The sequence below is a fragment of the Paraburkholderia sediminicola genome, from assembly GCF_046027355.1.
GTDB lineage: Bacteria > Pseudomonadota > Gammaproteobacteria > Burkholderiales > Burkholderiaceae > Paraburkholderia > Paraburkholderia sediminicola_B.
Genome location: NZ_JAQQEK010000049.1, coordinates 20997 through 43084, shown reverse-complemented (window position 1 = coordinate 43084; position 22088 = coordinate 20997). Strand labels below are relative to the sequence as shown.

At 61.9% G+C, this 22088-nt stretch carries 18 protein-coding genes and 1 pseudogene; 13 read left to right on the top strand and 6 right to left on the bottom strand.

Annotation, left to right across the window (positions count from 1 at the left end; genetic code table 11):
- The first annotated feature begins 389 nt into the window (after positions 1-389).
- Entirely contained in the window at positions 390-749 is a 360-nt protein-coding gene (locus PQR42_RS42040) for a protein NO VEIN domain-containing protein (protein WP_408495578.1), read from the top strand.
- Positions 750-1284: 535 nt separating this feature from the next.
- Here the strand turns inward: PQR42_RS42040 and PQR42_RS42035 are convergent.
- From PQR42_RS42035 to dnaA, 4 genes and pseudogenes are all read right to left on the bottom strand, one after another.
- Positions 1285-1564 (bottom strand): annotated as a pseudogene (locus PQR42_RS42035) (site-specific integrase); the annotation flags it as partial.
- A gap of 316 nt (positions 1565-1880) precedes the next feature.
- Positions 1881-4352 carry a DNA topoisomerase (ATP-hydrolyzing) subunit B gene (gene gyrB, locus PQR42_RS42030; RefSeq protein WP_408383872.1) on the bottom strand — a complete coding sequence of 824 codons (2472 nt, stop codon included), beginning with the start codon at positions 4350-4352 and terminating at the stop codon, positions 1881-1883.
- A gap of 114 nt (positions 4353-4466) precedes the next feature.
- Complete coding sequence (gene dnaN, locus PQR42_RS42025; protein WP_007180118.1) at positions 4467-5570, bottom strand: DNA polymerase III subunit beta; 1104 nt, start codon at positions 5568-5570, stop codon at positions 4467-4469.
- A gap of 220 nt (positions 5571-5790) precedes the next feature.
- Positions 5791-7410 carry a chromosomal replication initiator protein DnaA gene (gene dnaA / locus PQR42_RS42020; protein ID WP_408212165.1) on the bottom strand — a complete coding sequence of 540 codons (1620 nt, stop codon included), beginning with the start codon at positions 7408-7410 and terminating at the stop codon, positions 5791-5793.
- 400 nt (positions 7411-7810) lie between these two features.
- On the opposite strand from dnaA, the gene rpmH reads away from it, so the two are divergent.
- The 4 genes from rpmH to yidC all read left to right on the top strand — a co-directional run bounded on the left by rpmH (position 7811) and on the right by yidC (position 10483).
- Complete coding sequence (gene rpmH, locus PQR42_RS42015) at positions 7811-7945, top strand: 50S ribosomal protein L34 (RefSeq protein ID WP_004198824.1); 135 nt, start codon at positions 7811-7813, stop codon at positions 7943-7945.
- Between the two features lie 14 nt (positions 7946-7959).
- On the top strand, positions 7960-8457 hold the full coding sequence (locus PQR42_RS42010; RefSeq protein WP_408212162.1) for a ribonuclease P protein component: 498 nt from the start codon (positions 7960-7962) through the stop codon (positions 8455-8457).
- A 106-nt stretch (positions 8458-8563) separates the two neighbouring features.
- Positions 8564-8794 (top strand): membrane protein insertion efficiency factor YidD, encoded by a 231-nt coding sequence (gene yidD, locus PQR42_RS42005; RefSeq protein WP_007180115.1) that lies wholly within the window; start codon positions 8564-8566, stop codon positions 8792-8794.
- Between the two features lie 30 nt (positions 8795-8824).
- Complete coding sequence (yidC, locus tag PQR42_RS42000; RefSeq protein ID WP_408212159.1) at positions 8825-10483, top strand: membrane protein insertase YidC; 1659 nt, start codon at positions 8825-8827, stop codon at positions 10481-10483.
- A 135-nt stretch (positions 10484-10618) separates the two neighbouring features.
- Here yidC and PQR42_RS41995 read toward each other — a convergent pair whose 3' ends face one another.
- Positions 10619-11026, bottom strand: coding sequence for a transcriptional regulator (locus PQR42_RS41995; protein WP_012434886.1), 408 nt, complete (start codon positions 11024-11026; stop codon positions 10619-10621).
- A gap of 370 nt (positions 11027-11396) precedes the next feature.
- Here PQR42_RS41995 and mnmE point away from each other — a divergent pair, with 370 nt between their 5' ends.
- The 3 genes from mnmE to PQR42_RS41980 all read left to right on the top strand — a co-directional run bounded on the left by mnmE (position 11397) and on the right by PQR42_RS41980 (position 14585).
- On the top strand, positions 11397-12791 hold the full coding sequence (gene mnmE / locus PQR42_RS41990; protein ID WP_408212157.1) for a tRNA uridine-5-carboxymethylaminomethyl(34) synthesis GTPase MnmE: 1395 nt from the start codon (positions 11397-11399) through the stop codon (positions 12789-12791).
- Positions 12792-12972: 181 nt separating this feature from the next.
- Positions 12973-14190, top strand: coding sequence for a tyrosine-type recombinase/integrase (locus PQR42_RS41985; RefSeq protein WP_408383874.1), 1218 nt, complete (start codon positions 12973-12975; stop codon positions 14188-14190).
- Between the two features lie 233 nt (positions 14191-14423).
- Entirely contained in the window at positions 14424-14585 is a 162-nt protein-coding gene (locus tag PQR42_RS41980) for a hypothetical protein (RefSeq protein ID WP_012434883.1), read from the top strand.
- Between the two features lie 88 nt (positions 14586-14673).
- Here the strand turns inward: PQR42_RS41980 and PQR42_RS41975 are convergent, their stop codons facing one another.
- Positions 14674-14997, bottom strand: a complete 324-nt coding sequence (locus PQR42_RS41975; RefSeq protein WP_408383875.1) for an ecotin precursor — start codon at positions 14995-14997, stop codon at positions 14674-14676.
- Positions 14998-15430: 433 nt separating this feature from the next.
- Between PQR42_RS41975 and PQR42_RS41970 the strand changes: the two genes are divergently transcribed.
- The 5 genes from PQR42_RS41970 to PQR42_RS41950 all read left to right on the top strand — a co-directional run bounded on the left by PQR42_RS41970 (position 15431) and on the right by PQR42_RS41950 (position 22084).
- Positions 15431-17056: a methyl-accepting chemotaxis protein gene (locus tag PQR42_RS41970; protein ID WP_408212147.1), complete on the top strand. Its 1626-nt coding sequence runs from the start codon at positions 15431-15433 to the stop codon at positions 17054-17056.
- 64 nt (positions 17057-17120) lie between these two features.
- A complete protein-coding gene (locus PQR42_RS41965) occupies positions 17121-17585 on the top strand; it encodes a chemotaxis protein CheW (RefSeq protein ID WP_408383876.1) in 465 nt (154 codons plus the stop codon).
- On the top strand, positions 17582-18991 hold the full coding sequence (locus tag PQR42_RS41960) for a CheR family methyltransferase (RefSeq protein ID WP_408383877.1): 1410 nt from the start codon (positions 17582-17584) through the stop codon (positions 18989-18991). The genes PQR42_RS41965 and PQR42_RS41960 overlap by 4 nt, the downstream gene beginning before the upstream one ends.
- Positions 18984-19667: a chemotaxis protein CheW gene (locus PQR42_RS41955; RefSeq protein ID WP_408383878.1), complete on the top strand. Its 684-nt coding sequence runs from the start codon at positions 18984-18986 to the stop codon at positions 19665-19667. Before PQR42_RS41960 ends, PQR42_RS41955 begins: the two co-directional genes overlap by 8 nt.
- On the top strand, positions 19664-22084 hold the full coding sequence (locus PQR42_RS41950; protein ID WP_408383880.1) for a hybrid sensor histidine kinase/response regulator: 2421 nt from the start codon (positions 19664-19666) through the stop codon (positions 22082-22084). The genes PQR42_RS41955 and PQR42_RS41950 overlap by 4 nt, the downstream gene beginning before the upstream one ends.
- Positions 22085-22088 lie beyond the last annotated feature (4 nt).

Genomic DNA, 22088 nt, shown 5'->3' with positions numbered 1-22088 from the left:
AGACCTGGGGGGGGGGGGGGGGGGGGCGCCCCCCCCCCCCCCCCCACGACGAGGATGTTTACGGTGCTGCAAACGACTTGTACGGTGACGATATGCCAGACATCCCCTCTGGCACGCTCGATCCAGACGGCGGTGACGATGCCATAACACGCGATGCAGGAGGAGGGCAAAGGCGCACAGGTAAAGGGGGTACGCTAGACGGTGGCCGCCTAGGAGCCCGCGATTCGCACGAGGGCGCCGGGCGATCAGGCGAGCCCAGCGGGACCGGCAGCAGTGCTCATGATAGAAGATCGCCCGGACAAGCGGCTAGTCGTTCCTTTATCTCATATGTGGGCGCACATCCCAATGAGCAGGAGGCTGATCCAGACGGCATTGACCATGCCGCACGAATGAAGATCGAGGAGCAAGCCATTGAGCAGATCATCAAGTTGGAGCCGACGCTGTGCCGCACACCGGAAGGTAACCCTGGGTATGACCTCTACGAGAAAGACAGCTCCGGCAAGCCCATCCGATGGATCGAGGTGAAGTCAATGACCGGCTCGCTCGCGAACCGTCCTGTGGGCCTTTCTCGGGTCCAGTTCGAGTATGCTCGAGAGCGTGGCCCCGCGTACTGGCTTTACGTCGTCGAGCACGCAACCGACCTTGCACAATCGCGAATTTTGCGCATTCAAGATCCCGTCGCTCATGCGCGAACGTTTACGTTCGACCGTGGCTGGATAGAGATCGCGCGAAGTGAGCCGCCGGCCTGAATATTCGAGTTAGAGACAATGGCATTAGTCGCTCACCATCTAAGTGATCGATCCTCGCAGGCGCAAGAGCAGGCTCTTATTTTCCTGATCGGCGAGTCGAGGTGGGCCCGGTTTTGTGCCCTGCCACCAGTTACGAAGAAGCCAGCCATTCGCGGTTCGTTTCCTACTCCGATTCGAACGCGAATGCCGGTGCCGCGCAAGTTAAGGGCGCCGCCACAGGCGCCGCAGGCGTTGTGGACGAGCACTGAACGGACGACGCCAGCGCGCTATACAGCAATTGCGCGAGCGCGATCCAGCCGGTCTGCGAGTCTTTTAACCCATGTGTCGTGTGTTTCAGATTCCCAGCTGTACGAAAGAAATATGCGAATGGTTTCCATGGCTCCCCGTCTCTATCAGGTTCTTGTTGGATTGCAAATGGCAAGCGCGTTGCTGCCCGAAGCGAGCTTGTTAAAAAGTCCCGCACACGCCGTTTCTGTAGATCACTAGTTCTAGGCGCGAGGTTGGCGGGCGCTTGCTCCGCCAACCGTCCGAGGCTCTAGGGACGCGGTCGTTGGTCACATGAGCCCTTCGCCAAGTCCTCAGCGCGCGGATGGTAATAGCGCATCAGCATGCGCGGTCCTTGCGCCCCGTAATTTTTGTTAGTTCATGCATTGGGAAAATCGAAGCTAGTCGAGTTGTGGCCCTGTGCCGCAAATCATGGAAGCGTAGGTCGAGCAAATACTTGGCGTTCGGCTGTGACCCTGCGACCTTGCATTGTTCGACGTAAGCTTTCGTGCGCGCGTCACCGAGCGTTCGAAGGCTCTGGTAACTGCATCGTTTCAAAAAAAGAAGACCCGATACGCGCGCACCTGATTCTCCTCCGCGATGTTGATCGAACCCACCTCCATAGCGGTATTGCCCCACACCCGAACGCGTAAAGGGTTACAGGCTTTTCACCTATAACCCTCAGAGTTCCGCCATCGGGCAATTCGAGCCAACCACAGCCGAATCGCCCCTCAATACATGCGACGCGCACCTACCGTTCAGTGCTGTCCGATGACAAGCACGAAAATCTAATCATTTCCCTACATTCGAGTCCAGCTAACTTGGCGTTAGTCCAACGATTTCCGTTTCCCTGCAAAACCTACAACATCAAACATCAATATTCCCCGCCCTCAACGCATTCGACTCAATAAACGCCCGCCGCGGCTCCACATCATCCCCCATAAGCGTAGTGAAAATGCCGTCGGCAGCAATAGCATCCTCAATCTGCACACGAAGCAAGCGACGCACGGTCGGATCCATCGTCGTCTCCCAAAGCTGCCCAGGGTTCATCTCACCGAGCCCCTTATAGCGCTGCTTCGAAATATTGCGCTCAGCATCAGCCAGCAACCACTTCATAGCGGACTTGAAGTCAGTAACCGCCATACTCCGCTCACCACGCTTAATGACAGCCCCAACCCCAATCAACCCCTTAAACGTATTAGCGGTATTGATCAGCTGTTGATAGTCAGCAGTGAGTTGAAAATCCTGATCCAACACAGAAATCTTCTGATTCCCGTGATGCGTCCTCGCAACCCGCAGCGAGCGCAATTCACGCACCGGGTCATACATCGTCGTGACCTTAACTTCAGGCTTCAACGGATCATCCCGCAGCTTCGCTTCCAGAGCCTTAGCCGATGCATCAGCCGCTTCCTCGCTGGACAGATCGATCGCAATCCCATCCATCACAGCCTCGAGCGCCCCAGCGTCATACAACCGGCTCAACCGGTTAACAACAGCCTGAGCAAGCAAATAAGCCCGAGCCAACTCACCCAACGCATCCCCAGTAATCGGCGTAGCACCTTCAGAAGCCAGCAACTCCGACCCCTGCAAAGCCAGCTTCAAAATGTGAGCATTAACCTCAGCCTCATCCTTCAAATACCGCTCATCCTTACCCGCCTTGATCTTGAACAGCGGCGGCTGCGCGATATAGATATACCCACGCTCGATCATCTCCGGCATCTGCCGATAGAAGAACGTCAACAACAGCGTCCGAATGTGCGCACCGTCAACGTCAGCATCGGTCATGATGATGATGCGGTGATAACGCAGCTTATCGAGGTTGTAGTCTTCCTTACCAATCCCGCAACCGAGAGCGGTAATCAGCGTAACAATCTGCTCCGAAGAAAGCAGCTTGTCATACCTTGCCTTCTCCACATTGAGCACCTTACCGCGCAGCGGCAGAATCGCCTGAAACTTCCGATCCCGACCCTGCTTCGCCGACCCGCCTGCCGAGTCACCCTCGACGATATAAATCTCAGACTTCGCCGGATCCTTCTCCTGGCAATCCGCCAGCTTCCCAGGCAAACCAACGCCGTCGAGCACACCCTTCCGACGCGTCATCTCCCGCGCCTTCCGAGCCGCATCCCGCGCGCGCGCCGCATCCACAATCTTGCCGCAAATAATCTTCGCGTCATTCGGCGTCTCAAGCAGAAACTCCTCGAGCGCCTTCGCGACCACATCCTCCACCGGCGCGCGCACTTCCGACGACACCAGCTTGTCCTTCGTCTGCGCACTGAACTTCGGCTCCGGCACCTTCACCGACAGCACGCACGACAACCCTTCACGCATATCGTCGCCAGAAGTCTCAACCTTCGCCTTCTTCGCGACTTCGTGATCGTTGATGTACTTGTTCAACACGCGCGTCATCGCCGCACGCAAACCGGTCAAGTGCGTCCCACCATCACGTTGCGGAATGTTGTTCGTGAAGCACAGCACGTTTTCGTTGTAGCTGTCGTTCCACTGCATCGCCACTTCCACGCCCACGCCGTCTTTCTCGCCGCTGATGTGGAAAATGTTCGGGTGCAGCACGGACTTGTTCTTGTTGATGTACTCGACAAAGCCCTTCACGCCGCCCACGAACGCGAAATCTTCTTCCTTGCCGGTGCGCTGGTCGGTCAGCTTGATTCGCACGCCGTTATTCAGGAACGACAGTTCGCGAATCCGCTTGGCCAGAATGTCGTAGTGATATTCGATGTTGCCGAAAATCGTCTCGTCGGCGAGGAAGTGCACTTCGGTGCCGCGGTTCTCGGTCTCGCCGGTAACTTGAATCGGCGAAACGGCCACGCCGTCGATCTCTTCGATAATGCGGTTCTGCGGCACGCCACGGTGGAATTCCATGAAGTGCTTCTTGCCGTCGCGGCGAATGGTCAAACGCAGCCACGCGGACAATGCGTTCACGCACGACACGCCCACGCCGTGCAGGCCGCCGGACACCTTGTAGCTGTTCTGGTCGAACTTGCCGCCGGCGTGCAACTCGGTCATCACGATTTCAGCGGCGCTGCGCTTCGGATCGTGCTTGTCGTCCATCTTCAGACCGGTCGGCACGCCGCGGCCGTTGTCGGTGATGGAAATGGAGTTGTCCGCGTGAATGATCACCTGGATGTCGTTGCAATGCCCCGCTAACGCTTCGTCGATGGAGTTGTCCAGCACTTCGAATACGAGGTGATGCAGACCGGTCCCGTCCGATGTATCCCCGATGTACATCCCGGGCCGCTTGCGCACCGCCTCCAGACCTTCGAGGATCTGAATCGAGGATGCGCCGTAGCTGTTGTCGGGTTGCGAATTGTTCGTTTCAGTCATGGATTTTTTCCGGTTCTGCGTTGCTGCAAGGTTGCTGCTCGGGACTTTTCAAATCACCATAAAAACGCCAAAGGGGCGCTGCGCCCCTTGGTGTGTTCTTTGGTGTTGGACGCGTTAGATGCGCATCGGCATGACGACGTATTTGAATTCGTCGTTCTCGGGAATCGTGATCAACGCGCTGGAGCTGGCGTCGCCCAGGCTCACTTGCAACGTGTCGACCTTCAGGTTCGCGAGCACGTCGAGCAGATACGTGACGTTGAACCCGATATCGACGCTGTCGCCGTCGTATGCGATTTCCAGTTCTTCCTGCGCCTCTTCCTGATCGGCGTTGGTCGACATGATCTTCAACTGGCCCGGCTCGATGATGCAGCGCACGCCCTTGAATTTGTCCGAGGTCAGAATCGCGGCGCGTTGCAGCGAGCGCTGCAGTTCTTCACGGCCGATCACGAACTGATTCTTGTGCGACTTCGGAATCACGCGCTGGAAGTCGGGGAATTTGCCTTCCACCAGCTTCGACACCAGTTCGACCTGGCCGAACGTGAACTTGACCTGCGTCTGCGCGATGTCGATCTTCAGCGTGTCGTCGATGTCTTCCAGCAGACGCTGGAGTTCCAGAATCGTCTTGCGCGGAATGATCACTTCCTGACGCTGGAACGAGCCTTCGATCTTCATGGACGAGAACGCCAGACGGTGGCCGTCCGTTGCGACCGCCATCAGCTGGTCGCCGTCCACCACCAGCAGCATGCCGTTCAGGTAGTAGCGGATGTCCTGCTGGGCCATCGAAAAATGGACCATGCCGAGCAACTGGCGGAACGTCTTCTGGGGAACCACGAGGTTCGCGCCGTAGTCTTTAGCTTGCGCGACCGTCGGGAATTCGTCCGCGGCGAGCGTTTGCAGCGCAAAGCGGCTCTTGCCGGATTGCACGGTCAGACGCTTGTCGTTCAGCGTGAGCGTGACCTGCCCGTCGGGCATGGCGCGCAGAATGTCGAGGAGCTTTCTCGCTGCCACCGTGGTCGCCACCGAATCGCCGCCCACGCCGAAATCGGCACGCGTGGTGATCTGCAACTCGAGGTCGGTCGACAGGAACGACACATCAGGGCCGTTCTTGGTAATCAGCAAATTGGCGAGGATCGGCAACGTATGGCGGCGTTCGACGATGCCGCTCACGGTTTGCAGCGGCCTGAGGAGGTTATCGCGTTCGGTCTTGACCAGTTGCATAGAGTTCCTTCGTTGATATAACGGCCTGCGCGCCTTGCCAGGACAGCTTTCCAGCACGCAGCCGTGGCTCCCCGCCGGCGCCACGCAGCGCCTGTCACGGCGTGAAATCCGCCCGCGGCCGCCGGGCGGTTAAACCTGTATTGTGCCTGAAAACGGAACCGCCTCACTAAAATGGGGGCGAGTTTGGAAATAAACAGGTCGTTTTTTCCAGACAGACCGCTCAGCCCTTCAGCGTCTGCTCCAGAACGTGCAGTTCGTGGTTCAGTTGCGCGTCCTTGCTGCGCTCGTCGGCAATTTTGCGCACCGCGTGCAGCACCGTGGTGTGGTCGCGCCCGCCGAACAGTTCGCCGATTTCCGGCAAACTCTTCTGGGTCAGCTCTTTCGCCAGATACATGGCGATCTGCCGCGGCCGCGCGATGTTCGCGGGACGCTTCTTCGAATACATGTCCGCGACCTTGATGCTGTAGAAGTCAGCCGTGGTCTTCTGGATGTTTTCCACCGAAATCTGCCGGTTCTGCACCGTCAGCAGGTCTTTCAGCGCTTCTTTCGTCACTTCGATCGTGATTTCGCGGCCGTGGAACTTCGAATACGCGAGGATCTTGCGCAGCGCGCCTTCGAGCTCACGCACGTTCGAACGCAAGTGTTTCGCGACGAAGAACGCGACGTCCTCATTCAGGCTCACGAACTCGGATTGCGCCTTGCGCATCAGAATCGCGACGCGCATTTCCAGCTCGGGCGGCTCGATCGCGACGGTCAGGCCGGAGTCGAAGCGCGAGATCAGGCGGTCGTCGATACCCGAAATTTCCTTCGGATACGTGTCGCTGGTGATGATCACCTGCGCCTTGTTGGCGACCAGCGCCTCGAACGCGTAGAAGAATTCCTCTTGCGTGCGCGACTTGCCTGAGAAGAATTGAATATCGTCGATCAGCAGCAGGTCGAGCGAGTGGTAGTAGCGCTTGAAATCGTCGAACGCCTTGCGCTGGTACGCCTTCACCACGTCGGACACATACTGTTCCGCGTGGATGTAGCGAATCCGTGCGCCGGCCTTGTCCATCAACAGCTGGTTGCCGATCGCGTGGATCAGGTGAGTCTTGCCCAGACCGACGCCGCCATAGAGAAACAGCGGGTTGTACGAGATACCGGGGTTGTCCGCGACCTGAATCGCCGCAGCGCGCGCCAGCTGGTTGGCCTTACCGGTCACGAAGTTGTCGAAGGTGAGCACCGGGTTCAGCTTGGAACGCTCGTACATCGAGTCGTTTTCGCCGTTGCCGTTCGAGCCGGCGCTTTGGCCCGGACGCCACGTGCGGCGGGCGGCCGCGGCTTCGTTTGCGTCGAGGCTGGGCAGGTCGAGGTCGGCGGAATCTTCAGCCGCGGCGCGTGCGTTTGCGTGGTGTTCAGCTGCCGCGCGGGCATTCGCGTTGAGGTTGGCCATCGCGCTGTTTGCGCCGTTCGCGCGTACGGCCTGCGCCGCTTGCACGGCGCCGACGGCTGCGTCCACCGCAGCGCCATTGCCGGCACTACCGCCCATCGAGCTAGGCGCGGAAGCCGGACGCGCCGGTGCCGGCGCGGCTGCCGCAGGGGCGCGCATGCCGGCTTTCGGATCGAGTACGAATTGGACGTCGACCGGGGCGTGCCAGAAATCGCGGGCCATATCCGCGATGCGGCCGGAGAACTGGCTCTTGACCCAGTCGAGCTTGAAACGGTTCGGCGCAGCGATGCTAAGCGTGTTCGCAGCGGCGTCGAAGGCGACCGGGGCCAACGGTTTGATCCACGTCACGTACTGCTGGGGCGTAAGCTCACGCTCCAGCAATGCGGAACAGTGTTGCCAGAAATCGTTCATCGAGTTGCTGTCGTTATGGTGTGCACGGCGGTTGCCGCTGCCCCTGTCGCGCGCACGCAACAAGGCCCTGAGCAGCCAGACTAACCAGGCGCAATGGCTCCAGGCGCTTGTGCCACAAGGGTTTGCGGGGCAAGCGAGCCGGAGCGGCGTGCAGGATTTTTGGGAAGTAAGGCGAGATTCTAACGCCAAAACGGACCCGCAAGGGAGTTATCCACAGGGACGGATCATCAGGCGAACTCCTCGCGGGGCGCGGCCGAACCAGGCTAAACTATTGACGGTCAACGAAAAACCGGTTTAAATAGCGGGTTCCGCGAAAACCAATTCTGTAAACGCCCGGCCATTGCCGCTTCAGCGATGATCGTGCGGTTAATTTTCGATCAGTCGATCAAGTGAGAGCAACATGAAACGTACTTACCAACCTTCCGTTACCCGTCGCAAGCGCACCCACGGCTTCCGCGTTCGCATGAAGACCGCAGGTGGCCGCAAGGTCATCAACGCACGTCGCGCGAAGGGCCGCAAGCGCCTCGCCATCTAAGGCAGGCGAGCGGATTGCGCGCACTGTGTGTGCCAAGCGACGCCAGCGGTAAGGCGGGAACGGCTGGGGCGCAGCAACAGGGCTCGGTTCCGTTGCGAGCGCAAGCCGCCTTCCCTAAAGCCGCAAGGCTGCTGAAAACGGATGAATTTTCATCCGTTTTTCGTTTGCGCCCGTGGCGCCGCACCGCGCACTTCGTGGTGTACGGCCGGCCCACCGGCAACGAAGCTCGCCTAGGCCTCGTGATCGGCAAGAAGTATGCGCCGCGCGCGGCCACGCGTAATCTGGTACGTCGAATCGCGCGCGAAGCCTTCCGGCTGCGTCGCGCGGAATTCGGCGGTTGGGATGTGCTGCTGCGTTTGCACACGCGCTTCGACAAGAAGGCTTTGCCGAGCGCCTCGTCGCCGCCGTTGAGGGCGCTGTGCCGCAGCGAAATTGAGGCGCTGCTCGACAAGGCCGCGCGCGAAGTGACCCGTCGCGAGGCGCCGCCCGCGGAAGCGCCCAAGACGGAATGACGCTCAAGTGACCGCCCGCTTTGCAGTTCAGGCCGCTCCGGCGGCCGTGCTGCGCGGGCGTCGCCCGGTACTCCACGTTGCGCGGCGCCGTCCGGCCGCACTAGCCATGCAAACGGTACTCATCGCTTTATTGCGTTTCTACAAGGTTGCCGTGAGCCCAATGCTCGGCAACCGGTGCCGTTTTTACCCTTCCTGCTCTGATTACGCGCGCGAAGCAATCCAGTATCATGGCGCCGCGCGCGGGACTTATCTCGCCGCCAGGCGTATTTGCCGCTGCCACCCGTTTTCCGCGGGTGGCATCGATCTCGTCCCGCCTCCCACTTCTGAAAAGCGCTGACGCGCCGTTCCATCGACACTGAGACAACGCATGGATATCAAACGCACCGTCCTATGGGTCATCTTTTTCATGTCAGCGGTCATGCTGTTCGACAACTGGCAACGCGACCACGGACGCCCGTCGATGTTCTTCCCGAGCGCCACGCCGACCAAGACCGTCGGTAGCGCCGCACCGGGAACCACGACGCCGGGAACCCAGCCCGCCGATCTGCCGGCCACGAACGCAGCCGCACCGGGCAACGCGCCGGCGGCGACGCAATCGCAACTGATCAAGTTCAACACCGACGTCTATAGCGGCGAAATCGACACTCGCGGCGGCACGCTGTCGAAGCTGTCGCTCGTGAAGCAAGGCGACGGCAAGCAGCCGGATCTCGTCATCACGCTGTTCGACCGCACCGCGAACCACACGTATCTGGCGCGCACGGGCCTGCTCGGCGGCGATTTCCCGAATCACAACGACATCTACACGCCGCTGCCGAATCAGCAACACGATCTGACGGGCAACGAAAAGTCGTTCCAGCTCAGCTTCGAATCGCCGGTGAAAGGTGGCGTGAAGGTCATCAAGACCTACACGTTCACGCGTGGCAGCTATGTGATCGGCGTCGACACGAAGATCCAGAACGTCGGCACCACGCCGGTGAGCCCGTCGGTCTATATGGAACTGGTGCGTGACGATCAGCCGGTGGAAACGCCGCGCTTCTCGCACACGTTCATCGGGCCGGCTGTCTACACCGACCAGCATCACTTCCAGAAGATGACGTTCGGCGACGTCGACAAGAACAAGCAGGATTACGCGACCTCGGCCGACAACGGCTGGATCGCGATGGTCCAGCATTACTTCGCGTCGGCCTGGATTCCGCAGCAGGGCGTGAAGCGCGACATTTACGTCGAGAAGATCGATCCGGCGTTGTATCGCGTCGGCGTGAAGCAGCCGGTGCCGACCATCGCCCCGGGCCAAACTGTCGACGTCTCCGCGCGCCTGTTCGCCGGTCCGGAAGAAGAGCGCATGCTCGAAGGCATCGCGCCGGGTCTGGAACTGGTGAAGGATTACGGCTGGGTGACGATCATCGCGAAGCCGCTGTTCTGGCTGCTCGAGAAGATCCACAGCTATGTCGGCAACTGGGGCTGGTCGATCGTGCTGCTCACGCTGCTGATCAAGGCCGTGTTCTTCCCGCTGTCGGCCGCGAGCTACAAGTCGATGGCGCGCATGAAGGCGATCACGCCGCGCATGCAAGCGTTGCGCGAACGCTTCAAGGGCGATCCGCAGAAGATGAACTCGGCGCTGATGGAGCTGTACAAGACCGAGAAGGTCAATCCGTTCGGCGGCTGTCTGCCGGTCGTGATTCAGATTCCGGTGTTCATCTCGCTGTACTGGGTGCTGCTGTCGTCGGTGGAAATGCGCGGCGCACCGTGGATTCTGTGGATTCACGATCTGTCGCAACAAGATCCGTTCTTCATTCTGCCGGTGCTGATGGCCGTCTCGATGTTCCTGCAGACCAAGCTGAACCCGACGCCGCCGGACCCGGTTCAAGCCAAGATGATGATGTTCATGCCGATCGCGTTCTCGGTCATGTTCTTCTTCTTCCCGGCCGGTCTGGTGCTGTACTACGTCGTGAACAACGTGCTGTCGATCGCCCAGCAGTACTACATCACGCGCATGATGGGTCAGGCGAAGGCCAAAGCGGCTTGATGATGTTTTGCCTGAGGTGGGCGGCAACGCCCACTCTCTCTTGAAGCTCTGATAGCAGCAATAGAAAAGCCGCCCGGTGCGAACCGGGCGGCTTTTTTCATGCTCGCGGCGTGGCTACACCTCGCGATGCCGCTATCACTCCTCTTCCGCGTCTTCACCGTAAAAGCGCACGATCATCTCTTCGACTAGAAAGCGGTCTTTCGGCGTGAGCGACTCGATCTTGGAAGCAAGCTCGATCGTTTCCGCCGACGGCGGATATTTCTCGCCACGCGCCAACGGCCTCGCGTTCACGCCCGGCGACGGTCCATAGTGCAGCCAATGCTCCTTGACGTTCAACCATTCGGCTAACGTACGCAACTTATCGGGCTTCGGAATCGTCGTACCAGATAACCACTTATGAGCGGTTTGCGGCGTGACCTCTCGCTCGCCTCGATAGCGAAGGTTGAACTGCTCGGCAAGCTTGGTCCCGCCGCGAATCTTCAGCGGCTCCAGCAGGTCCTTCAACCGTTTGGCGAAGGCGGCTTTTTCTTTATTGGTCGGCATGGGCCGAATTGTGCAATTCAACGTTCAATCACTTGACAACCAAGCAAGTTTAGTTTTAGCGTATTTGAGATACTTTTAGCTTGCGGGCCGCTTCGGGCAATGGGTCTGCCGAATTTGTAGAATTTGGTGTTTTTTCCTTGCCTGGTGCGCCTGTCTGCGACTTCGCCGTCCTACAACCTCTTATCTATTCTCAAGATACGCAGTAGCAATCCTAGCTCGTTTGAGATAAATCCCAACTGCCTGGATAAGTCAGCTTCCGCCATCAACGAGAGCGCTGCGACACGGCCGCTGGATGCGCCCGCGTTACAATGCCTCGCGCCGCGCTGACCGACGCCGCCCTGCCCTCCTCTCCGTTTTTGCCACGCTTTCTATGCTCACCACCGATTCCGATCCGATCGTCGCCATTGCCACCGCGCCCGGCCGTGGAGGAATCGGTGTCGTGCGGATTTCGTTCGGCCGCGCGGGAGAGGCCGCGGCCCAGCCGCTGATGCAGGCGCTCACCGCCCAGACACTCGCGCCGCGCCACGCCAGCTACGTCCCTTTTCTCGACGCCAGCGGCAATGCGCTCGACCGCGGCATCGCGCTCTACTTTCCGGCGCCGCATTCCTACACGGGCGAGCATGTGCTCGAACTGCAAGGCCACGGCGGTCCAGTGGTGCTGCAACTCGTGCTGCAGCGTTGCATCGACGCCGGCCGCGGGTTCGGTTTGCGCCTGGCTGAGCCCGGCGAATTCACGCGCCGCGCCTTTCTCAACGACAAGCTGGATCTGGCGCAAGCCGAAGCGGTCGCCGATCTGATCGAAGCCAGCACCGAGGCCGCCGCGCGCTCGGCGGGCCGCTCGCTGGACGGCGCGTTTTCGCGCGACATTCACGCGCTGGTCGAAGACGTAATCACGCTGCGCATGCTGGTCGAAGCGACGCTCGATTTCCCCGAAGAAGAGATCGACTTCCTCGAAGCCGCCGACGCCCGCGGCAAGCTCACGCGCATTCGCGAGCGCCTAGCACACGTGCTGAGCGAAGCGCGGCAAGGCGCGTTGTTGCGCGAAGGACTCTCGGTAGTGCTGGCCGGGCAGCCGAACGTCGGCAAATCGTCGCTGCTGAACGCGCTAGCCGGCGCGGAGCTGGCCATCGTCACGCCGATCGCCGGCACGACGCGCGACAAGGTCGCGCAGACGATTCAGATCGAAGGCATTCCGCTGCACGTGATCGACACAGCCGGCCTGCGCGATACCGAGGACGAAGTCGAAAAGATTGGCATTGCGCGCACATGGAGCGAAATCGAGCGCGCGGATGTGGTGCTTCATCTACTCGATGCGCGCACCGGCATGACGACGGAAGACGAGGCGATTGCCGGACGCTTTCCCGGCGGTGTGCCGGTGGTGCGCGTGTTGAACAAGACGGACCTGACCGGCCTCGCGCCGGCGACGCAGGCGCTCGACGCCGACCTCGATCTGAGCGAAGTGCGGCTGTCGGCGAAACAGGGCGACGGTGTTGCGCTGTTGCGCGACGAGTTGCTGCGGATCGCCGGCTGGCAAGCGGGCGCGGAAAGCGTGTATCTGGCGCGCGAGCGGCATCTGATTGCACTGCGCGCCGCCGAGGAGCATCTGGCGACTGCAGCCGCGCATGCCGATCAGAACTCGCAAGCGCTTGATTTGTTCGCTGAGGAACTGCGCCTCGCGCAGGATCAGCTGAATTCGATCACTGGTGAGTTCAGTTCGGACGACCTGCTCGGAGTGATTTTTAGTAGGTTCTGTATTGGGAAGTGAGCGAGGGTCGGTTGGTAGGCGCCGAAGTCATAACTATAAAGGCCTTCGGCGTAACTCAAAGCGCAGATTCGCGAGCGCGAAATTCCGCTGCGTTGACCCAAAAATCGCTAAATCTTTGGTACACAGCCGCCATAAGGTTTAAAATCGCCGCTGTCCGCATATCAGTGTCAGCGATCCGAGCATGCCCCGCTTAGCCGTCCCCCTCACCGAAGCCCAGATCCGCGCGCTCGAACCGCGCGCCACCCGTTATTGCGTCGCCGACGGCAACGGCCTCGTCATCGAAGTCATGACGACCGGCACCAAGGTCTGGCGTTTCCGCTACACGTTGAACGGCGAGCGTCAGCCGCTCGCCACGATCGGCGACTACCGGATGATCTCGTTGCGCGTCGCGCGGGCCAAGGCGCAAAAGTACGCGGAGATGGTCGCGCAAGGCATCTCGCCGGTCGCCACGGCGCGGCGCGACCGCGGCGCGGAAAGCAAAGCCGATGTGCTGCGCGAAGCCGCCGAGCTTTATCTCGCGACGGAAATGGCGGGCAAGTCGGAGGAATACCGCCGCACCACGCGTCGCGCGCTCGACAAGGATGTTTTGCCCGCCATCGGCCACATGCCGATCAAGGCGGTCACCGCCGATGACATCGTAGCGATATGCGACAGAATCAAGAGCCGCGGTTCGCCGAAAATGGCGCTGCATACGCGCAATGTGGTCAAGCGCCTCTACGAGTATCTGATCGCGCGGCAACTCGCGGCCAGCAACCCGGCCGAGGTCGTGCCGGCGCGCTCCATCGCCACGTTCGACAGCCGCACCCGCGTGCTCTCGGGCGACGAGATCGGCGCCATGTTTCGCTCGATCGACGCGTCGAGCATTCGCCGGCCGCTGAAGTTGGCGCTGCACTTGCTGGTGCTGACGATGGTGCGGAAATCGGACCTGATTGAATCGACGTGGGCCGAATTCAATCTGGACAGAGCGTCGTGGACGATACCCGCTGCCCGTCTGAGAAAAGATCGCGATCAGCGCGTACCGCTTTCGCAGCAGGCGGTTTCGATGTTGCGCGAGCTTCACGACGCCAGGGCCAGCCGACACTTCGTATTCCCGAGCGTCAGGGGCGACGATCGGCCGATCGCCAAAAGTACGCTGAATCAGGCGGTCAAGGCACTCGGCCTCGACGTGGAGCATTTCGTCCTGCATGACTTCCGGCGTACAGCAACGGCGCATCTGCGCGAGATCGCAAAGCCGTCAGACGTGCTCGATCAGAACACGGCCGATATGTCCGAGCGCATCAAGCAAGGCGCGAGCGCGGAAAAAAATGCGGCGGAACAGCGTCGGGTTGTGCAGCAATGGGCGGATTTCGTGGATGCGCAGATCGAAGCCGCCCGAAAGCCGCCGACCAGCGCGCGCTGAACGAACAACTGGCCCGCCGAGCCTTCAAATCAAGTGATTTTGATGGTACACAAAATCAATTCAATCTGAATCAACTTTTTGTTTTAAAAGAGAAAATAAGATTTTCCACTAGGTTTCAAAGGTGAGAAATACGCCGGAACCAGGCACTCGCCACAATCGCATCACGCGGACCTTTTCTCCCGCATTTCATCGCCTAAACTGAAGGGTGGACGCAACTCGATACGGAGGCTCCCATGTCTGAATCGTTGATCGCTTATTTGCTGGGGCCTGCTGTCATGCTGCTGGTCGGCGTTGCTATCTGGGCCGCGTCCCACTACCACCAGAAGACAAAGCCGCAAAGACTCGAGCGCTGGCTTGACACGCACTATGCGGAGTGGCTGCATCACAGGCACTGAGTCGCGCATTGAAATGAAAAGGCCGTCGCGTAACACGACGGCCTTTTTGCCTATGGCGCGCGCAACGATGCGCGCGTTCCGCGATTGATTACCAACCCGGCTGAGGTTGCGGATATCCGTATTGCGCCGGCGGCGGCGCACCGCACGCCACATAGGCACGTTGGTATGGGTCATAGCAGTATCCCGGCGGCGCTTGCGCGTAGACCGGCGCGGGCTGATACGCCGGTTGCGCATACACAGGCTGCTGGTAAGCCACCACCGGCGCTGGATTCAGCGCCGAGGTCACCACCGCCCCGAGCACGGCCCCGCCGATTAGCGCACCGACGACATCGCCGCCATTACCGTGCGCCGACGCTTGGTCCGCCACGCTCAGACTTCCCACCATCAACAACGCCACTGCGATCTTTTTCATGTTTGACTCCCCGCCGTTCAGGCATGGAACAGATTGTGGCTGGCGCGCGCGGAAATAGATGCTGCAAGTGGTAACCGGACATTACCCATGTAACGCGGCGCGCGGAGTCGCGTGGCAATGCTCGCCACTGAGAAAGAAAGGAAGGACGCAAGCGACCGCTCGGCCGCCACAGCGCAAACCATTTTTCCCAAGCGGGAAAAATGGTCGTATCCCGTTCCAGTTGATGGCAAGGTCCGCGCAATCACTCGCGCTAGCGCCGCCACCCAATCAAGCGCGATACCCACTACCCCATTCCACCGATCAATGTAAAATTCGCCGCATAATCTGTCGGATAAATCTGACAACCCGCAAAGCTCTCCGGCCCGTCGATCGCAGGATCGGACCACGTCGACAACACGGGTCGAGACAAGCGACAAAAGTAAGGGGCGTGCGCGTGAAACAATGGACCATCCGGCAACGGATTCTGTGCAGCTTCGGGATCGTGCTGATCGTGATGCTGGCAATGGCAATCGTCACCTTCGAGCAGCTGGGCGGCATCGACCGCGACGCGAAGAGCCAGCAGCAGGACTCGATGCCGGGCCTCTACTATGCGACCGCGATGCGCGCGGCCTGGTTCGAGAACTACACCGTCACGCAGCGCCTCATCTATGTCGACGCGGACCCCGACTCCGTCAAGCGCGACACCGATCGTTTGCAAGACACCGAGCAAACGCTGCAGAAGCTCCTCGGCGACTACGGCGCGACCATCTTCCGCGACAGCGATCGTGAGTTCTTCAACGACTTCCGCCAGCAACACACGCAGTACCTGCCGATCCAGGCATCGCTGCTGAACGCCCTGCCGAGTTCGAAAGAAAACGCCGTGCGTATCTTCAACACGCAACTCACGCCGATCTGGGAAGCGGGCCGTCTCTCGGCGCGCAAGCTGGTCGAAAACAACAAGGCCGACGCCGACAAAGCCGCTGAAAGCATCCGCACCTCGGTCGAGACGACCCGCATCGTGCTGCTGGTGATGCTGCTGGTCGCCGCCGTCGTCGCCGTGCTGGCCGGATACTGGCTGCTGCGCGCCGTCACCACGCCGATGGCCAAGGTGCTGCGCGTTGTCGACGTGATGCGCACAGGCGACCTGACCCAACGCCTGCAACTGAATCGCGCGGACGAAATCGGCGCGCTCGAAGCGGGCTTCAACCGCATGACCGACGAACTCACTGCGCTGGTCGGCCAGGCGCAGAAGTCAGCGGTACAGGTGACGACATCGGTGACGGAAATCGCCGCGACCTCGCGCGAGCAACAAGCCACCGCGAACGAAACCGCCGCCACCACCACCGAGATCGGCGCTACGTCGCGTGAGATCTTCGCGACCTCGCGCGATCTGCTGCGCACCATGAACGAAGTGTCGGAAGTGGCCGGCCAGTCGGCCGCGCTCGCGGGCACGGGTCACGCCGGCCTCGCGCGCATGGAAGAAACCATGCGTCTCGTGATGGAAGCGGCCGGCTCGGTCAACGCGAAGCTCGCGATCCTCAACGAGAAGGCCAGCAACATCAACCAGGTTGTCGCCACGATTACCAAGGTCGCGGACCAGACCAATCTGCTCTCCTTGAACGCAGCGATCGAGGCCGAGAAAGCCGGCGAATACGGCCGCGGCTTCGCGGTCGTGGCAACGGAGATTCGCCGCCTCGCCGATCAAACCGCCGTGGCAACCTACGACATCGAACAGATGGTCAAGGAAATCCAGTCCGCGGTGGCCGCCGGCGTGATGGGCATGGACAAGTTCTCCGAAGAAGTGCGGCGCGGCATGCTCGACGTGCAGAACGTCGGCGGTCATCTCACGCAGATCATCCAACAGGTGCAGCAGCTCGCGCCGCGCTTCTCGATGGTCAACGAGGGCATGCAGACGCAAGCCACCGGTGCCGAGCAGATAACCCAGGCGCTGACGCAACTCTCGGAAGCCGCGCAGCAGACGGCGGAATCGCTGCGCCAGTCGACTCAGGCGATCGACGATCTGACGCACGTCGCCAACAGTCTGCGCACCGGTGTGTCGCGCTTCAAGGTGACGGCCTGACGCGCCACGGCGCGCTGATCGAAGCCGACACTCGCACGCCCCTCCACCGCCCACGCACACGCCGATGCTCTTCATCCTCTTCACGCTCGATAGCGAACGGTATGTGATCGACGCGACGCAGGTGGAGCGTCTGATGCCGCTCACGCCGCAGTCGCCGCCGAAGACGATCCCCGGCGCGCCGTCGTGGGTGGCGGGCGTGCTCGATCACGAAGGCGGGCCGCTGCCGCTGATCGATCTGCCGGCGCTCGCGCTCGGCCGTCCCGCCGCGCAACTGATGTCGACGCGCATCGTGCTGGTGCGCTATCCGCATGCGGGCACGACGCGCTTGCTCGCGCTGCTGCTCGAAGGCGCGACGCGCACCATTCGACTGGACATGACGGCGTTTCAGGATGCCGGTCTCGACATGCCGCACGCGCGTTATCTCGGCCCGGTCGCGAGCGAAGCGGGCGGCCTCGTACAGTGGATCCGCGTCGAGCATCTGCTGCCCGACGACGTCAAAGCTATGCTGTTCCCCGAGGCGCACGCATGAACGCGCATCACGACAACGCACCGCTCTATCGACGCTTCGCCGAGCTGCTGCATCGGACCATCGGGCTCGATGCGGCATCGCTTGGCCATAGTGCGATCGAGCGCGCGGTGGATCAGCGCGCGGCGGCGTGGTGCGCGGAAGGCCGCGCCGAAGCCACGCTCACCGACTATTGGGAAGCCGCGCAAAGCTCGCCTTCGATGGTGCAGGCGCTGATCGAAACGGTGGTCGTGCCGGAGACCTGGTTCTACCGCGACGCCGACGCGTTCAAAGCACTCGCGCGGCTCGCGCATGAGCGTCTCGCGGAGCGCGGCAACGCACTGCCGCTGCGCATCCTGAGCCTGCCGTGCTCCACCGGCGAAGAACCGTACACGATCGCGATGACGCTGCTCGACGCAGGCATCGACGCCGCGCAGTTGCGCATCGACGCAATGGATATCAGCGAGCGCTCGCTCGCAGTAGCACAGCGCGCCGTCTACGGACGCAATTCGTTTCGCGGCAATGCGTTTCCGTTTCGCGACGCGCACTTCGCGCGCACTGAAGACGGCTGGCGTCTCGCGCCGCGCATCGTCGAAGCGGTGCGGTTCTCGCGGGCCAATCTGATGCAACTCGACGCATCGTCGCTTGGCGTCTACGATTTCGTGTTCTGCCGCAACGTGCTGATTTACTTCGACCGCGATGCGCAGCAAAAAGCCTTGCAGGCGCTCAATAGCGTGCTGGCCGAAAACGGCACGCTGTTCGTCGGTCCCGCGGAAACCGGGCTGCTGATGCGTTACGGCATGCAGTCCGCAAAGATCCCGCTGGCATTCGCATTTCATCGCGGCGCGCCCGACGAGCCGCAGTTGAAGGGCTGGCACACCGCGCCGCTCGCCACTGCCGCCGCGCTCGCAATGACACGTTCGCAGGTGCCGGCGCTTGCTCCGCCACCCGTGTTTTCCGCGCAGCCTTTTGCGTGGCCCGATCCGGTTGCGCGCACGCCGTTCAATGGTGTGACGCAGTTCTCGCCGCGTGACAACGTCGCGCCGCACATGCGCGAGACATCGATGGCCGCTCCGCTGCCGGCACACAAACCGCTGTCGCCGCCGACCAACGCCGCACGCGACACATTGCAAGCCGCGCACGCCTTGGCCGACGCCGGCCGCCTCGCGGAAGCCGCCACGGCGATCAACGCCCATCTGGAACACCACGCCCCGCACGCCGACGCGTTTTATCTGCTCGGCGTCCTGGCCGATGCCAACGGCGATGCGAACCTCGCACGCAGCCACTATCGCAAGGCGCTGTATCTCGACCCTCAGCACACGGAAGCGCTCGCGCATCTCGCGACCTTGCTCGAACTCGAGGGCGACCGCGACGGTGCGCGCCTGTTGATGCAACGCGCGTCGCGCGCACAGGGAGCGCAACGTGGCTGACGCGCAGACGGTGAGCTTCGACGATTGCTGGAATCGCATCGGCGTGCGCGGCGATTCGTCGTGCGAGCGTCTTGTCGAATACGTGCGCTGCCTGAATTGCCCGGTGTTCGAAGCGGCCGCGGCCAAGCTGCTGGAACGGCCGATTCCCTTGGTGGATCTCTCGCAGCACGACGTGCGCGCACGGGCGCAACCGCAACAGAATGTGCAGGGCACAAGCGAATCGTTCCTCGTTTTTCGCATCGGCGACGAATGGCTTGCGCTGCCCACGCCGATCTTCAAACGCATCGTGCAGACGCGGCCGATTCATACGTTGCCGCATCGGCAGCATCGCGCGGTGCTGGGCGTGGTGAATGTGCAGGGCGAGTTGCTGGTGTGCCTGTCGCTCGCGCATCTGCTCGGCTCCGAAACCGGCGGCGGCGCCGTACGTGACGATCGCGCGCGTCAGGATCTGCCGCGCTTGCTCGTCGTCTCGCGCGCTGAAGAACACGCGGTGTTCCCGGTGGATCAGGTCGACGGCGTGCACCGGATCGCGACGGCCAGCTTTTGCCCGCCGCCCGCCACACTTTCGCATGCCGCCGCCGCGCATACGCGCGCAGTCGCGCCGTGGCGCGGCATGAGCGTCGGCCTGCTCGATGCCGACGCGCTCTTCGACACCTTGAACCGGAGTCTCGGATGACGGACGACCCACGCCGCCCGTCGCTGATCGATCTGTTCCGCGAAGAAGCGCGGACGCAGGCGCGCGTGCTCAACGACGGCCTGCTCGCCCTCGACCGCGCGCCGCGCGATGCCGGCGCGCTCGAGGCCTGCATGCGGGCCGCGCATTCGTTGAAGGGCGCGGCCCGCATTGTCGGCGTGCAGGTCGGTGTCGAGCTAGCGCATGCCATGGAGGATTGCTTCGTCGCCGCGCAGGAAGGGCGTGCGTTGCTCGACTCGGCCTGGATCGACGAGTTGCTGCGCGGGGTGGATATCGTCGCGCGCATCGGCAACGATGAAGACGAGTCGGCTCGCGACGCGGTCGGCACGTGTGTGGCGGCGTTGCAGGCGCGTATGGCGGGTGTGGTGCCGCATGGCGCGACGATGCGGCGGGATGTGACGCCATCGGCAGCCGCGCCGTTTGAACCCGCGCGCAGCATTGCCACCGAGCCGCCAACAGCCTCGGTCGCCTCGATACCTTCGGGCTCAAGTTCGGGCGCAGGCGCAGACGCCGCATTCAACCTGCTAGCCGATGCGCTGCGCGCCGAAGCCACACCGGCTTCCTCCGCGCCACCGTCCGCACCGGACAATACGCCCGCCACGGCACCCGCATCGAGCAGCGTACGAGGCACAAGCGCCACAACCACCGAAGCCGGCCGCATGCTGCGCGTGCGCGCCGACAACCTCGACCGCCTGCTGTCTTTGTCAGGCGAATCGCTGGTCGAATCGCGCTGGCTAAAACCCTTCGCGCAATCGATGCTGCGCGTAAAGCGCGTCCAACGCGACAGCACCCGCGCGTTGGATCAACTGCACGAAACGCTCGCCGACCTCAAGCTCGACCCGCGCGCCCAAGCCGCGCTCGAAGAAGTCCGCCGCCTCACCGCCGAATCGCAGCATCTGCTGGCCGAGCGTCTTGCCGATCTTGAGAGCTTCGACCGCCGCTCGACGCATCTGTCGCAGCAACTCTACGACGCCGCCCTGCAATGCCGCATGCGTCCTTTCGGCGACGGCACCGGTGGCCTCGCGCGGATGGTGCGCGACGTCGCCCGTTCGCTCGGCAAGATGGTGCGCTGGCAGTTGGTCGGCGAATCGACCCAGGTGGACCGCGACATTCTCGATCTGCTCGAAGCGCCGCTCGGCCATATGCTGCGCAACGCGCTCGACCACGGCATCGAAACACCCGCCGTGCGCCTCGCGTGCGGCAAGCCGGAAGAAGGCACGCTCACGCTCGACGCGCGTCACACGGCCGGTGCACTGCTCATCACCGTTTCCGACGACGGCGCGGGCATCGATCTCGACGCCTTGCGCGCGTCGATCGTGCGCAAGAAGCTCGCGAGCGAGGAAACGGTCGCGCGTCTATCCGAAGCCGAGCTGCTCGAATTCCTGTTCCTGCCGGGCTTCTCGCTACGCGATCAGGTGACCGAGGTCTCGGGCCGCGGCGTCGGACTCGACGCGGTGCACGACGTCGTCAAACGCGTGCGCGGCACGGTGCGAATCACGCATGAACCCGGCCTCGGCACGCGCGTGCAACTGCAGTTGCCGTTGACGCTCTCGGTGATCCGCAGCCTGCTGATCGAAGTCGCGGGCGAGCCGTACGCGGTGCCGCTCGCGCATGTGAACCGCACGCTGCACGTGAGCCGCGCGGAGATCGAATTGCTCGAAGGGCATCAGCACATCGCCTTTTCCGGCCGGCGCATCGGCGTCGTCACCGCGCATCAGATTCTCGACACCGCGCCGCCCGCGGATGAAAGCGGCACCGTCAGCATGATCGTGATCGGCGACGGCCCGCAAACCTATGGCGTGGTGGTCGACCGTTTTCTCGGCGAGCGGATGCTGGTGGTGCAGCCGCTCGATCCGCGTCTCGGCAAGATCCGCAACATCACCGCCGGCGCGCTGATGGAGAACGGCGATCCAGTGCTGATCGCCGATGTCGACGACTGGCTGCGTTCCGTCGAACGGCTCGTGGCGGGCGGCGATCTCAAGCACACGCAACACGGCGTCGCACACGCGGCTCAGCGCGCCACGCGCCGCGTGCTGGTGGTCGACGATTCGCTCACCGTGCGCGAACTCGAACGCAAGCTGCTGGCCACGCGCGGTTACGACGTGACGATCGCCGTCGATGGCATGGACGGTTGGAACGCCGTGCGCGGCGAGCGCTTCGACCTCGTCATCACCGACATCGACATGCCGCGCATGGATGGCATCGAACTCGTCACGCTCATCAAGCGCGATCCGCAGTTGCAGTCGCTGCCGGTCATGATCGTGTCGTACAAGGATCGTGAAGAAGACCGCCGCGCCGGACTGAACGCGGGCGCGGACTACTATCTGGCGAAAGGCAGTTTTCATGACGAAGCACTGCTCGATGCGGTGCGTGATCTGATCGGCGAAGCTTACGGTTAAACCT